Origin of the sequence: Rhodovulum kholense, assembly GCF_003053725.1 — a bacterium.
Lineage (GTDB): Bacteria > Pseudomonadota > Alphaproteobacteria > Rhodobacterales > Rhodobacteraceae > Rhodovulum > Rhodovulum kholense.
In genome coordinates this window covers 1-12,386 of the sequence record NZ_QAYC01000020.1, presented here as the reverse complement: position 1 = coordinate 12,386, position 12,386 = coordinate 1, and the positions used below count along the sequence as shown (strand labels likewise).

At 66.5% G+C, this 12,386-nt stretch carries 12 protein-coding genes and 2 pseudogenes; 9 read left to right on the top strand and 5 right to left on the bottom strand.

Features of this window, described 5'->3' with window-relative positions; all coding sequences use genetic code 11:
* Nucleotides 1–312 precede the first annotated feature (312 nt).
* From infA to C8N38_RS18330, 4 genes are read left to right on the top strand one after another with little or no spacing between them, the layout of a single operon-like run.
* Entirely contained in the window at nucleotides 313–531 is a 219-nt protein-coding gene (gene infA / locus C8N38_RS18345) for a translation initiation factor IF-1 (RefSeq protein ID WP_043918791.1), read from the top strand.
* A gap of 3 nt (nucleotides 532–534) precedes the next feature.
* Nucleotides 535–1,113 carry a Maf family protein gene (locus tag C8N38_RS18340; RefSeq protein WP_108028589.1) on the top strand — a complete coding sequence of 193 codons (579 nt, stop codon included), beginning with the start codon at nucleotides 535–537 and terminating at the stop codon, nucleotides 1,111–1,113.
* Complete coding sequence (locus C8N38_RS18335; RefSeq protein WP_108028588.1) at nucleotides 1,110–2,147, top strand: ribonuclease E/G; 1,038 nt, start codon at nucleotides 1,110–1,112, stop codon at nucleotides 2,145–2,147. The genes C8N38_RS18340 and C8N38_RS18335 overlap by 4 nt, the downstream gene beginning before the upstream one ends.
* Nucleotides 2,144–2,332: a DNA gyrase inhibitor YacG gene (locus C8N38_RS18330; RefSeq protein ID WP_108028587.1), complete on the top strand. Its 189-nt coding sequence runs from the start codon at nucleotides 2,144–2,146 to the stop codon at nucleotides 2,330–2,332. The genes C8N38_RS18335 and C8N38_RS18330 overlap by 4 nt, the downstream gene beginning before the upstream one ends.
* 728 nt (nucleotides 2,333–3,060) lie before the next feature.
* Here the strand turns inward: C8N38_RS18330 and C8N38_RS18325 are convergent.
* Nucleotides 3,061–3,370: pseudogene (locus C8N38_RS18325) on the bottom strand (integrase core domain-containing protein); the annotation flags it as partial.
* Between the two features lie 816 nt (nucleotides 3,371–4,186).
* On the opposite strand from C8N38_RS18325, the gene C8N38_RS22345 reads away from it, so the two are divergent.
* Complete coding sequence (locus tag C8N38_RS22345) at nucleotides 4,187–4,645, top strand: Hint domain-containing protein (protein ID WP_158272388.1); 459 nt, start codon at nucleotides 4,187–4,189, stop codon at nucleotides 4,643–4,645.
* A 98-nt stretch (nucleotides 4,646–4,743) separates the two neighbouring features.
* On the opposite strand, the gene radC is transcribed toward C8N38_RS22345, so the two are convergent.
* The 3 genes from radC to dnaK all read right to left on the bottom strand — a co-directional run bounded on the left by radC (nucleotide 4,744) and on the right by dnaK (nucleotide 8,735).
* Nucleotides 4,744–5,511 carry a RadC family protein gene (radC, locus tag C8N38_RS18315; RefSeq protein ID WP_108028585.1) on the bottom strand — a complete coding sequence of 256 codons (768 nt, stop codon included), beginning with the start codon at nucleotides 5,509–5,511 and terminating at the stop codon, nucleotides 4,744–4,746.
* Between the two features lie 73 nt (nucleotides 5,512–5,584).
* The gene (gene dnaJ / locus C8N38_RS18310) at nucleotides 5,585–6,736 is read right to left on the bottom strand and encodes a molecular chaperone DnaJ (protein ID WP_108028584.1); all 1,152 of its coding nucleotides are present in this window, start codon (nucleotides 6,734–6,736) and stop codon (nucleotides 5,585–5,587) included.
* A gap of 79 nt (nucleotides 6,737–6,815) precedes the next feature.
* The gene (dnaK, locus tag C8N38_RS18305; RefSeq protein ID WP_108028583.1) at nucleotides 6,816–8,735 is read right to left on the bottom strand and encodes a molecular chaperone DnaK; all 1,920 of its coding nucleotides are present in this window, start codon (nucleotides 8,733–8,735) and stop codon (nucleotides 6,816–6,818) included.
* Nucleotides 8,736–8,908: 173 nt separating this feature from the next.
* Between dnaK and C8N38_RS18300 the strand changes: the two genes are divergently transcribed.
* Complete coding sequence (locus C8N38_RS18300; protein ID WP_108028582.1) at nucleotides 8,909–9,541, top strand: alpha-ketoglutarate-dependent dioxygenase AlkB family protein; 633 nt, start codon at nucleotides 8,909–8,911, stop codon at nucleotides 9,539–9,541.
* 8 nt (nucleotides 9,542–9,549) lie between these two features.
* Here the strand turns inward: C8N38_RS18300 and C8N38_RS18295 are convergent, their stop codons facing one another.
* On the bottom strand, nucleotides 9,550–10,371 hold the full coding sequence (locus C8N38_RS18295; protein ID WP_108028581.1) for an ABC transporter permease: 822 nt from the start codon (nucleotides 10,369–10,371) through the stop codon (nucleotides 9,550–9,552).
* Between the two features lie 95 nt (nucleotides 10,372–10,466).
* Here C8N38_RS18295 and cysQ point away from each other — a divergent pair, with 95 nt between their 5' ends.
* The 3 genes and pseudogenes from cysQ to C8N38_RS22050 form a co-directional block, all read left to right on the top strand.
* The gene (cysQ, locus tag C8N38_RS18290; RefSeq protein WP_108028580.1) at nucleotides 10,467–11,264 is read left to right on the top strand and encodes a 3'(2'),5'-bisphosphate nucleotidase CysQ; all 798 of its coding nucleotides are present in this window, start codon (nucleotides 10,467–10,469) and stop codon (nucleotides 11,262–11,264) included.
* On the top strand, nucleotides 11,264–12,064 hold the full coding sequence (locus C8N38_RS18285; RefSeq protein WP_108028579.1) for a 3-deoxy-manno-octulosonate cytidylyltransferase: 801 nt from the start codon (nucleotides 11,264–11,266) through the stop codon (nucleotides 12,062–12,064). Before cysQ ends, C8N38_RS18285 begins: the two co-directional genes overlap by 1 nt.
* 222 nt (nucleotides 12,065–12,286) lie before the next feature.
* Nucleotides 12,287–12,386 (top strand): annotated as a pseudogene (locus tag C8N38_RS22050) (UTP--glucose-1-phosphate uridylyltransferase); the annotation flags it as partial.

Below are 12,386 nucleotides of genomic sequence, written 5' to 3'. Positions count from 1 at the left end.
GTCTGGGTGGACCAAGCCTAGCACGCCCGCGCGTCCCGCGCATCCTTGCCCGCCCGCGACGCAAGGCGCGCGGGGGGGGGGCGCATGCCGGGAAGGCATGGCGGTCCCGGCCGGCCTGCGCGAAAATTCACGCGGCGTCCGGGGGACTTGCCGGAGCGCGCGGCTGTCCTATCTGGGCGATGCGATCATGCCGGGCCGACCGCATTGCCGGGGCGGCCGTTTCACGCATTTACGACTTGAATTATTGGCTGATCGGGCGCATTTACTTGCGCGCCCGGAATCCTTCCGGGCTTACCCCTTTTTGGAGTGACCATGGCCAAGGAAGAAATGCTCGAATTTCCCGGCGTCGTGAAGGAACTCCTGCCGAATGCGACGTTTCGGGTCGAGCTGGACAACGGCCATGAGATCATCGCGCATACGGCAGGCAAGATGCGCAAGAACCGCATCCGCGTTCTGGCCGGCGACCGGGTTCAGGTCGAAATGACCCCCTACGATCTGACCAAGGGTCGGATCAACTATCGTTTCAAGTAAACCTTGAGGCTGATCCTAGGCTCTCAGAGCCCACGCCGGAAAGACCTTCTGGCGCAGATCGGGATTGCCCCCGATGACGTGCGTCCCGCCGATATCGACGAAACGCCCCATCGGGGTGAGCTTCCCCGTCCCTACTGTCTTCGCATGGCCCGCGAAAAGGTCCGCGCCGTCTCGGCCGCGCCCGATGACTTGGTGCTGTGCGCCGATACCACCGTGGCGCTGGGCCGACGCATCCTCGGCAAGCCCGCCGATGCGGGCGAGGCGGCCGCCTTCCTTTACGCCATGTCAGGCCGGCGGCACCGGGTGGTGACGGCGGTCGCGCTTCGGCTCGGCGACCGGATCTGGGACCGCGAGGTCGTGACCCAGGTGCGGATGAAGCAGCTGAGCGATGCCGAGATCAACGCCTATCTTGCCTCGGGCGAATGGCAGGGCAAGGCGGGCGGCTACGGCATTCAGGGCCGCGCGGGCGCTTTCGTGCCCTGGATCGGCGGATCGTTCTCGGCGGTCGTGGGGCTGCCACTGGCCGAAACCGCGACGCTGTTGCGTGCGGCGGGCTATCCTCTGGATACGGGGCGCACATGAAGGGACGCAGCATCCTGCTGGACGAGATCGGTGGTCGAAAGGCCGCGGCGCTGATGGAAGACGGCCGGCTCGAAGACCTGCTGATCGACCCGCCGGACGAGCGTCCGATGCCGGGCGCGATCTGCCGGGGCGTTGTCGACCGGCAGATGAAGGGTCAGGGCGGGGTCTTCCTGCGGCTGCCCGAGGGACGGGCCTTTCTCAGGCAGGCCAAGGGACTGCGCCCCGGCCAGGGGCTGCTGGTGCAGGTCACGGGCTATGCCGAGGAGGGCAAGGCGGTGCCGGTCACGCCCCGCATCCTGTTCAAGAGCCGTCTTGCGATCCTGACGCCCGAGGCGCCCGGCCTGAACGTGTCCCGCGCGATCCGCGACGAGGCCGAGCGCGACCGGCTTCTCGAGATCCTGCATGACGGGATGGAGGGCGCGCCCGAGGGGCTCGGGGCAATCCTGCGCTCGGCGGCCGAGGGCGCCGATCCCGAGGCCGTGGCCGAGGACATCGCCGCCCAGCGCGCGCTGGCCGAGGCGATCCTGTCGGAACCCGCCGATGGCGTGCCCGAGCTGTTTCTCGACGGCCCCGATTCCCATGCGCTGGCCTGGCGCGACTGGCCCGAGCCCGACGATCTTGACGACCGCCCGGGCTGCTTCGACGACCATGGCGTCCCCGAGGCCATTGCCGCCTTGGCCGGTCCCGAGGCCCTGCCCGGCGGCGGGTCCGTCCATGTCGAGCCGACCCGGGCGCTGACCGCGGTCGATGTGAATACCGGTGCCGACAGCTCGCCCGCCGCGGGGCTGAAGGCCAATATCGCCGCCGCCCGCGCGCTGCCCCGGCTGTTGCGCCTGCGCGGGCTTGCGGGTCAGATCGTGGTCGATTTCGCGCCGATGCCCAAGAAGGACCGGGTCGCGCTGGAACAGGTGATGAAGGCCGCCTTCCGCGCCGATGCGGTCGAGACGACCTTCGTCGGCTGGACCCCTCTCGGCCATGCCGAACTGACCCGCAAGCGCGAACGCCTGCCGCTCAGCGAGACCCTCGCTCCATGACCTGCCCCGTCTGCAAGAAGCCGACCGACCCGTCCTATCGCCCGTTCTGTTCGCGCCGCTGTGCCGATGTGGATCTGGGGCGCTGGCTGACCGGTGCCTACAGCGTGCCCGGCGACGCGGCCGACCCGTCTGACCCGGCCGAAGCCGAAGACGAGGCGCCATCCTCCCCGCCCCGCAGGCACTGAAGGTGCGCTGCGCGGTCTGTCACGGCACCGGCCGACGGCGCCGCCTGGCGTCGTCGCCGCCCCGCTCACGCGGGGCCGCATCTGGATCGACCGCGGTCATGCGATTCGCAGGGGGCTGCAGACAGCCGGTCCCAAGGGGCAAGACGCCGAACTCCCCCGGCACGATGACATTGCGTCATCTGACCTTGTCCGTCCCCGAACCGCAGCGCCGGGGAATGCTCCGTTAAACCCGCGATCATAGCCTCGGGGCGTCTTTGGGGAAGAGTGTGACGGCTACCGGTCGCATGGATCTTGTCGCCACCGGTGGGACGCCCTGTCGCCTGCGGCCGGATTTCGATACGGCCCCATGGCAGGCCAGTGCCGCTGCCAGAAGGCCCGAGGCCGGACTCGAGGTCGGTCCTGACCTCCTTTTTGCCCAGTCCTGCGCTGCAAGGTCCTCGCGGGGGCACAAGCAATGACGACCCTTACCGGCGGGACCGGCAACGACCTGTTTACGGCCACCGACAATCGGGATTTCACCACCGTCGATGGCGGCGTGGGCATTGATACTCTGAATTTCGAACGCGTCGCCAGCACCGTCGGGGCGTGTGTTCACTATACTGCGTGCCGAAAAGTTCGATGTCTTCACATTTGGCAGTCTTAGCTGGAAGGAGAGGTGGTTCGGTTGATCTGAACAGGTTCCGGGGGGCCAAGTGGTTTTCCGCCTCGGTTACGCCGCCACCGCTTGGGGGCATTGGCTCGCGGAAGTCGGCCTGATCGGGGGGGGGCGTCAAGCGATGAAGGCGGGTGGCGGCCATTGTGGAAGGTCAGATACCGGCCGATCCGGGTCCGGGCTTCGGACACGCTGGCATAGGCGCGCAGGTAGACCTCTTCGTATTTGATGGTCCGCCACAAGCGCTCGACGAAGACATTGTCCCGCCACGCGCCCTTGCCATCCATGCTGATCTTGAAGTCGCGGGCGGCCAGCACCTTGACGAACTCGGGCGAGGTGAACTGGCTGCCCTGATCGGTATTGAAGATCTCGGCCGCGCCCTCGCGCAACGGGTTACGGCACGGCTTGATCTGGTTCGGATGGACGTCGACGTCTTGCGCCAGCTCGATCATGGTCTTCTCGCCCTTGATCGCGGCTACCGCCGCTTTCGCCTTGAATGCCGCGCTATGGTTCCGGCGCGGTCGTCTTGCCATCGTCCTCTCCTCGCTTGCGGCATCATGCTGCTCTGGCGCAGAAAATCCACTTATCCCGGTTGTTCAGATTTCCGCAGCCGCCTCTGGCTGGGATGTCGTCAAGTTCTTCGACTATGCCGCCCCCGGCGTGGCGGTAACCTATTCCGGTGCCAGCGGATTCAGCTACAGTTTCAACGGGACCAACACCACCGGTACCGCCGCAACCGTCTGTGAAATCGTCGCGACGGCCTATGGCGACAGTATCGACGCAACCGCGAACACCGCTGCCGCCGTCCACGATCTGGGCGCGGGGGATGATGCGAGTTCGGGCGGCTCGGGCAAAGAGACGTTCACCGCCGGGGCCGGAGGCGACACAGTGGGCGCGGGCGGCGGCGCCGACCGCCTGGCTCTGGGCGCCGGGAAGGACAGGGTCGTCTTCGGCGACAAAGACGGTCAGGATACCGTTACCGGTTTCGACATGCCGCTCGACGCTTCGGGACGCACCGCCGATCAGGTCGACCTCTCGGAATTGACCGATGGCCAGGGGAACCCGGTCGCCGCCTGGGACATCAAGGTCGGCGGTGACGGGGCGGGCAACGCGGTTCTCTGCTTTCCGAGCGGGGAAAGCCTGACGCTGATCGACACGCCCTTGGGCCCGGTCACGGTCGAGGTATTGGCCCCGGCGATCTTGTGCTGGTGCGGGACGGGCGCGCCTTGCCGGTGCTTTGGACCGGTCGGCGGGAGGTCGCGCACGCCGAGATGGAAGCCGACCCGTCTCTCTGCCCGGTCGAGATCAAGGCCGGGGCGTTGGGCAACCGCCAGCCGGTCCGGCTGTCGTGGCAGCATTGCGTGCTGATCGACGCGGACGGGGTCGAGGCGCTGGCCCGCGCAAAGCAGCCTGCACGGCAGGGCTGGCCCGGCGTGCGCATCGTGCGCTGCAAGAAGGGCTGCAGCTATCATCACATCCTGCGCGAGGCGCATGCGCTGGTCGGGCAGAGGGGCTTTGGGTTGAAACCTTCTGGTCGGGGCGGTTCGGCTTCGCGGCGCTGGACCCGGACTCGCGGGAAAGCCTGCTGCGTGCCTGCCCCAACCTGTCCGGCTGTCTGTCGGGGCTGGTGCCGGTCGAGGCCGCCTATTCGACCCGGGTAAGTCCCGTGTTGCGGATCTGCGAGGCCAAGGCGCTGGCCCGGCGGGCCGGGGCGAGCGCCGCTGGGACACGGCGACCGCAGGGAGGGCCGTGCAAGCCTCTAGAGATAGCCTTCGGCCCGAAAGCTCAGCTCGCGGGCCTTGCCGACGATCAGATGGTCATGCAGCACTAGGGTCAGTGCGGCGCAGGCGGCCTCGATCTGCGCCGTCATCGCGATATCGGATTGCGAGGGGGTCGGGTCGCCCGAGGGGTGGTTGTGGACGAGGATCAGGGCCGAGGCGTTCAGTTCGAGCGCGCGTTTGACCACTTCGCGCGGATAGACCGGCACGTGATCGACGGTGCCGCGGGCCTGTTCCTCGTCGGCGATCAGCACGTTCTTGCGGTCTAGGAACAGCACGCGGAACTGTTCGGTCTCGCGATGGGCCATGGCGGTGCGGCAGTAATCGAGCAGCGCGTCCCAGCTTGACAGTACGGGCCGGTGCATGACGCGGGTCCGGGCCAGGCGCTGGGCCGCGGCCTCGACCAGCTTCAGCTCGACGATGACCGACGGGCCGACGCCATGCACCTCCTGCAGGCGGGCGACCGGGGCCGAAAGCACGCCGTTGAAGTCGCGGAACCGGTCCAGAAGCAGCCGGGCCAGCGGCTTGACATCCTGCCGGGGCAGGGCGCGGAACAGCACCATTTCAAGCAGTTCGTAGTCGGGCATCGCTGCCGCGCCGCCGGCCATGAACCGGTCGCGAAGGCGGCGGCGATGGTCGCGCAGGTAGGAGGGCAGCCGTTCGCCGGGGGCCAGCGCCCTGACCGGCGCCTCCGCGAAAAGCGGCAGCACCGGTTCGGCGGGCGATGGAGGAGGCGTCGGGCGCGGCATGACCCAACGGTAGCGGAATCAAGGTGAACGAAACGTTAAGCTTGCGCGGACAACGCGGGCCGTCCGGCCCGCGTCAGCTTTTCATCCCGTCCCAGAAGCTTTTCACCTTCTTGAAGAAGGACGACCCCTCGGGATTGTTCTCCTCGCTCAGTTCCTCGAATTCGCGCAGAAGCTCTTTCTGGCGCGTGGTGAGGTTGACCGGGGTCTCGACCGCCAGTTCGATGAACATGTCGCCCTGGGCATTGCCGCGAAGCGCAGGCATCCCCTTGCTGCGCAGCCGCATCTGCTTGCCCGACTGGCTGCCGCCGGGCACCTTCACCCGCGACCGGCCGCCGTCGATGGTCGGCACCTCGATCTCGCCGCCCAGCGCCGCGGCGGTCATCGAGACCGGAACCCGGCAAAACAGGTTCAGCCCGTCACGCTCGAACAGCGGGTGATCGGTCACCTCGATGAAGATGTACAGATCGCCCGACGGCCCGCCCCGAAGCCCCGCCTCGCCCTCGCCGGCCAGCCGGATGCGGGTGCCGGTCTCGACGCCTGCGGGGATGTTGACCGACAGCGCGCGTTCGCGTTCGACCCGGCCCGCGCCGCCGCAGGACTTGCAGGGGTTCTTGACGATCTGGCCCGCGCCGCCACAGGTCGGACAGGTCCGTTCGACGGTGAAAAAGCCCTGCTGCGCCCGGACCTTGCCCATGCCCGAACAGGTTGGACAGGTGGTCGGTTCGGCGCCGCCGGCCGCGCCGGTGCCATTGCAGACCTCGCAGGCGACCGAGCTGGGCACCTTGATGGTCTTCTGCAGGCCGGAATAGGCTTCCTCCAGCGTGACCCGGAGATTGTAGCGCAGGTCGGACCCGCGCGTGGCGCGCTGGCGTCCGCCGGGGCCGGCCCCGCCCATGAAATCGCCGAACAGGTCGTCGAAGACGTTCGAGAAGGCCGAGGCAAAATCGCCCTGGCCGCCGAAGCCGCCGCCCATGCCGCCGGGACCGCGGCCGCCGCCCTGTTCGAAGGCGGCGTGGCCGAAGCGGTCATAGGCCGCCTTCTTGTCGGGGTCCTTCAGCGTCTCGTAGGCCTCGTTGACCTCCTTGAACTGCGCCTCTGCCTTGGGATTGTCCGCATTGCGGTCGGGGTGCAGTTCCTTGGCCTTCTTGCGATAGGCCTTCTTGATCTCTTCGGCCGAGGCCCCGCGGGCAATCCCGAGAACCTCGTAGAAATCGCGCTTTGCCATCAGCTAACCCTAACCCTCTTCCTGGAACGCGTTGGCCGGCCCGGTTGCCCGGACCGGCCGCCTCGGGTCCGGTTGCGCCTCACGAGCGCTTGCGATCGTCCAGATCCTCGAACTCGGCATCGACGATCTCGTCGTCCACGCCGGTCGGCTCGTCGCGGTCGTCGTCGGCTTCGGGGGCAGAGCTGTCCTGCTGCTGGGCCTTGTAGATGGCTTCGCCCAGCTTCATCGCGGCTTCCGACACGTTCTGGATGCCGCCCTTGATCTTGCCGGCATCTTCCGAATCCAGCACGTCCTTCAGCGCGGCGACCGCCAGTTCGATCGCCTCGACGGTCGACGGGTCGACCTTGTCGCCATGCTCCTCGATCGACTTCTCGGTCGAATGGATCAGGCTTTCGGCCTGGTTCCGGGTCTCGACCAGTTCGCGGCGTTTCTTGTCGGCTTCGGCATTGGCCTCGGCCTCGCGCACCATCTTGTCGATCTCGTCATCCGACAGGCCGCCCGAGGCCTGGATGGTGATCTTCTGTTCGCGGCCGGTGCCCTTGTCCTTGGCCGAAACCGACACGATGCCGTTGGCGTCGATGTCGAAGGTTACCTCGATCTGCGGCATGCCGCGCGGCGCGGGCGGGATGTCTTCAAGGTTGAACTGGCCAAGCATCTTGTTGTCGGCCGCCATCTCGCGTTCGCCCTGGAAGACGCGGATCGTCACGGCGCTCTGGTTGTCCTCGGCGGTCGAGAAGATCTGGCTTTTCTTGGTCGGGATCGTGGTGTTGCGGTCGATCAGACGAGTGAAGACACCACCCAGCGTCTCGATGCCCAGGGACAGCGGCGTGACGTCCAGCAGAACGACGTCTTTCACGTCACCCTGCAGAACGCCGGCCTGGATCGCGGCGCCCATGGCGACCACTTCGTCCGGGTTCACGCCCTTGTGCGGTTCCTTGCCGAAGAACTTGGTCACTTCCTCGATGACGCGGGGCATCCGGGTCATGCCGCCGACCAGCACCACCTCGTCGATGTCCGAGGTCGAGAGCCCGGCATCCTTCAGCGCGTCCTGGCAGGGCTTGATCGACTTCTTGATCAGGTCGCCCACAAGGCTTTCCAGCTTGGCGCGGGTCAGCTTCATCACCAGGTGCAGCGGCGTGCCGGCCTGCGGGTTCATCGAGATGAAGGGCTGGTTGATCTCGGTCTGGCTGGAGGAGGACAGCTCGATCTTGGCCTTCTCGGCGGCTTCCTTCAGCCGTTGCAGGGCCATCTTGTCCTTGGTCAGGTCGACGCCGTGTTCCTTTTTGAACTCGTCGGCAAGGTAGGCGACGATGCGCATGTCGAAGTCTTCGCCGCCGAGGAAGGTATCCCCGTTGGTCGATTTCACCTCGAAGAGGCCGTCGTCGATTTCCAGAATGGTGATGTCGAAGGTGCCGCCGCCGAGGTCATAGACCGCGATGGTGCGGGTTTCCTTCTTGTCGAGCCCGTAGGCCAGCGCGGCCGCGGTCGGTTCGTTGATGATGCGCAGCACCTCAAGGCCCGCGATCTTGCCGGCATCCTTGGTCGCTTGACGCTGGGCGTCGTTGAAATAGGCCGGAACCGTGATGACGGCCTGCGTCACCTCTTCGCCAAGGTAGCTTTCGGCGGTTTCCTTCATCTTCTGCAGGATGAAGGCCGAGATCTGGCTGGGCGAATATTTCTCGCCGCGGACACTGACCCAGGCGTCGCCATTGCCGCCGTCGACGATGGAATAGGGGACGTGCTTCTTGTCTTTCTCGACTTCGGCGTCATCCACCCGGCGGCCGATCAGCCGCTTGACCGCAAAGACGGTGTTTTCGGGGTTGGTGACGGCCTGACGTTTGGCGGGTTGTCCGACCAGACGCTCGCTGTCGGTGAAGGCCACGATCGACGGCGTCGTCCGCGCGCCCTCGGCATTCTCGATCACCCGGGGTTGCGCCCCATCCATGATGGCGACGCAGGAGTTGGTGGTCCCGAGGTCGATCCCGATGACTTTACCCATGATATCTTACCTCTTCATTCGGCGATGTTGTGGGGAGCAGACCCTACAGGAGGCCTCTGCGCCCCGATCCCAGGGGGCCACGGCAGACCCTGGCCCGTTTCTCGGGGGTATATAAGGAGGGGTGTCAAACCCTGCAAGCGCAGCCTATGACAGATTTGTGAGTGTGGTGAACGATGTCTGAGACAGACCGACATGGCCGCCCCGTGCCCGCGCTGGTGGTGCGGGGGGTCGAGGTTTTCCCGGGGCTGCTGGACCCGGCCGCCCAGGCCGCACTGGTGGCCGAGATCGCGGCGGTGATGGCGCTCGCGCCGCCGGTGCAGCCCGAAACCCGGTTCGGGCGCAAGATGAGCGTGCGGATGACCTCGGCCGGAAAATACGGCTGGGTGTCGGACCGGCGCGGCTATCGCTACGAGACGCGCCACCCCTCCGGCGTGGCCTGGCCGCCGATCCCGGCGCCGGTGCTGTCGCTCTGGCATCGCGTCACCGGGGTCGACCGCGCGCCTGACTGCTGTCTGGTCAACCTGTACCGCGAGGGCGCCAGGATGGGTCTGCATCAGGACCGCGACGAGGCCGATTTCGGCTGGCCCATCGTCTCGGTCTCGCTCGGCGACGAGGCGCGTTTCCGGATCGGCGGGCTCGAGCGGGGCGGGCCGACCGACAGCCTCTGGCTGAAATCGGGCGACGTTCTGGTCATGGGGGGCGCGGCGCGGCTGGTCCATCACGGCATCGACCGGGTGCGCGGCGGCAGCTCGACCCTGATCGAGGGCGGCGGCCGGATCAACCTGACGCTTCGGGTGGTCGACTGATCCCGGGCTCAGCGCCGGGCGTACCAGCTCGCCGTGGCGAACTTGCGGGTATAGAATTCGCCCATCAGCCCGATCATGGTCAGCGCGATGGCCAGCCGCAGCGGGTAGCCGACCGAGGTGAAATGCGGGTTGTAGTTCACGAAGGCATAGCCGCGGGCCTGGTCGATGCAGTGGAACAGCGGGTTCCAGTCGAAGAAGACCAGCATGTAGCCGGGCAGGGTATTGGCCACGAACATCTTGCCCGACGCGATCATGTTCATCCTCTGAAAGACGGTCGAGGCCAGCCCCACGAAGCCCGGCGCCCAGGGCTTCAGCGCCAGAAAGACCATCCCCACCGACAGCCCGGAAAACCAGGCCAGCAGCAGCATGCCCATGGCCCCGACGGGGCGGTCCACGGTGATCGGGGTGAAGGCGGCATGATAGACGAAGCCGACGAAAAGCATCGACAGGATCTGGATATAGAGCGTGCCGAGCGCGGCCGCGGCGATGGCGATGATCGTGTTCATCGGCGCGTGCTGCATCATCGGCGAGGCCGGCCCCTCGGACCCGACGACGGCGGCCATGGTCTTGTTGAAGGTCATGAACAGGAACACGCCCGACATCAGGTAGACCAGGAAATCGCCCCGGATCGCGGCGCCGCGCAGGCCGACGAGGTTGAACATCACGTAGAACGACACCACCAGCAGAACGGTCTGCAGGATGTTCATGATCAGGCCCATCACCGCGTTGCGGTGGCTTTTGCGCACATGCCGCACCGAGGCGTGATAGATCAGCGCCAGCAGGCGCAGCCCGCCCTGGGCGGTGCTGGTCGGTCTGGCCGTCTGGAACATCGCCTTTTCCGTGTGTCCTTGCCGTTTGCCGGCAAGCCAAGCATAAGGAGCTTGCGAATTCGTTTCGTGTCGCGCGACGCAACCAGGAGGCAGGCTTGGACTACGCACAGCTCGAGACCGTGATGCGGAAAACGGCACTTCTGGCCGGGGCGCGCATCATGGAGATCTACGGCGCGCCCGATTTCGAGGTCCGTGCCAAGGCCGATTCCAGTCCGGTGACCGAGGCCGACGAGGCCGCCGATGCGCTGATTTCAGCCGAGCTGAAACGCGCCTTCCCGGAGGCGCTGATCGTGACCGAGGAACAGGCCGACACCCATACCGAACGCGCGGCCGACTTCCTGATCGTCGATCCGCTCGACGGCACCAAGGAATTCGTCAAGCGGCGGGGCGATTTCACCGTCAACATCGCCTGGGTCGAGGGCGGAGTTCCGGTGCGCGGCGTTGTTTATGCCCCCGCGCGCGGGCGGCTTTTCTACACCCGCGCCGATGGCGCGACCGTCGAGGAAACCGGTGATCTGGCGCTCGACACGGTCGGGCCGGTCACGCCGCTGTCGGTCTCGGCGCCCGACAATGGCGCGCTGATGGTCGTGGCCTCGAAATCGCACCGCGATCAGGCGACCGACGACTACATCGCGAAATATGCCGTGCGTGACATGACTTCGGCCGGATCGTCGCTGAAATTCTGCCTCGTCGCGACCGGCGAGGCCGATCTTTACCCGCGGCTCGGGCGTACCATGGAATGGGACACGGCGGCCGGGCATGCGGTGCTGGCGGGCGCAGGCGGCAAGGTCGTGCGCTTCGACGATCACAGCCCGCTTTCCTATGGCAAGCCGGGCTACGAGAACCCGTTCTTCATCGCCTATGCGCCGGGCGTCGATCTGAAAGACGCCTGATGTCCGTCGTCATCGTGATCCCGGCGCGGTTCGCGTCCTCGCGCTATCCGGGCAAGCCGCTGGCGCTGCTGAAAGGCGCGTCCGGGCAGGAGAAAAGCCTGATCCGGCGGTCCTGGGAGGCGGCGCAGGCTGTCTCGGGCGTCGACCGGGTGGTGGTCGCGACCGATGACGACCGTATCCGCGCCGCCGCCGAGGCCTTCGGCGCCGAGGTTGTGATGACATCTGAGACCTGCGCCAACGGCACCGAGCGCGTGGCCGAGGCGCTCGATGTGCTGGGCGGCGAGGTCGAGATTGCGGTCAATCTGCAGGGCGATGCGCCGCTGACGCCCGCCTGGTTTATAGAGGATCTGGTGGCGGGGCTTCGCGACGATCCCGAGGCCGATCTGGCGACCCCGGTGCTGCGCTGCGACGGGCAGGGGCTGACCGCGCTGCTGGACGACCGCCGCGCGGGCCGGGTGGGCGGCACCACCGCGGTTTTCGGTGCGGGCAACCGGGCGCTTTATTTCTCGAAAGAGGTCATCCCCTATACCGGGCAGACCTATGCCGACGGCGCGCCGACGCCGGTCTTTCACCATGTGGGCGTCTATGCCTACCGGCCCGCGGCGCTCGATGCCTATCGCAGGCTCGCGCCGGGCCCGCTCGAAGGGCTCGAAGGGCTCGAACAGCTGCGATTCCTCGAACACGGGCGGCCTGTGCTCTGCGTCGAGGTCGAAGCACGCGGCCGCCAGTTCTGGGAACTGAACAACCCCACGGACGTTTCCCGGATCGAGGCGATGATGGCCGCGATGGGGCTCGACTGAGATGCACCCCGCATCCTGAGGCTCTTGCGATGAGCCAGGGTGGCGGGACCCCGCCGAAGTCTCGTTCGGCGGACCGGGAACCTTGCGCATGTCACAAAATGTTCCCAACACAGGGATAAATCGGCCGAATTATCGGGGATTATTAACAGATTCTGTCGATGTTCCGAACCAGCCCGGGCAATATGGGCTAGAATGAAATGAAAGCGACAAGCGAGTGAGATCATGAACCGGCAAGTAACGAAGGCGGTTTTTCCCGTTGCGGGATTGGGGACGCGGTTTCTTCCCGCGACGAAGTCGATCCCGAAAGAGATCATGACGCTGG

Coding starts and splice junctions, on each gene's coding strand:
- infA (WP_043918791.1), top strand. CDS start 313: ATGGCCAAGGAAGAAATGCTCGAATTTCCCGGCGTCGTGAAGGAACTC.
- C8N38_RS18335 (WP_108028588.1), top strand. CDS start 1,110: ATGAAGGGACGCAGCATCCTGCTGGACGAGATCGGTGGTCGAAAGGCC.
- C8N38_RS18330 (WP_108028587.1), top strand. CDS start 2,144: ATGACCTGCCCCGTCTGCAAGAAGCCGACCGACCCGTCCTATCGCCCG.
- radC (WP_108028585.1), bottom strand. CDS start 5,511: ATGCCGCGCCCGACGCCTCCTCCATCGCCCGCCGAACCGGTGCTGCCG.
- dnaJ (WP_108028584.1), bottom strand. CDS start 6,736: ATGGCAAAGCGCGATTTCTACGAGGTTCTCGGGATTGCCCGCGGGGCC.
- dnaK (WP_108028583.1), bottom strand. CDS start 8,735: ATGGGTAAAGTCATCGGGATCGACCTCGGGACCACCAACTCCTGCGTC.
- C8N38_RS18300 (WP_108028582.1), top strand. CDS start 8,909: ATGTCTGAGACAGACCGACATGGCCGCCCCGTGCCCGCGCTGGTGGTG.
- C8N38_RS18295 (WP_108028581.1), bottom strand. CDS start 10,371: ATGTTCCAGACGGCCAGACCGACCAGCACCGCCCAGGGCGGGCTGCGC.
- C8N38_RS18285 (WP_108028579.1), top strand. CDS start 11,264: ATGTCCGTCGTCATCGTGATCCCGGCGCGGTTCGCGTCCTCGCGCTAT.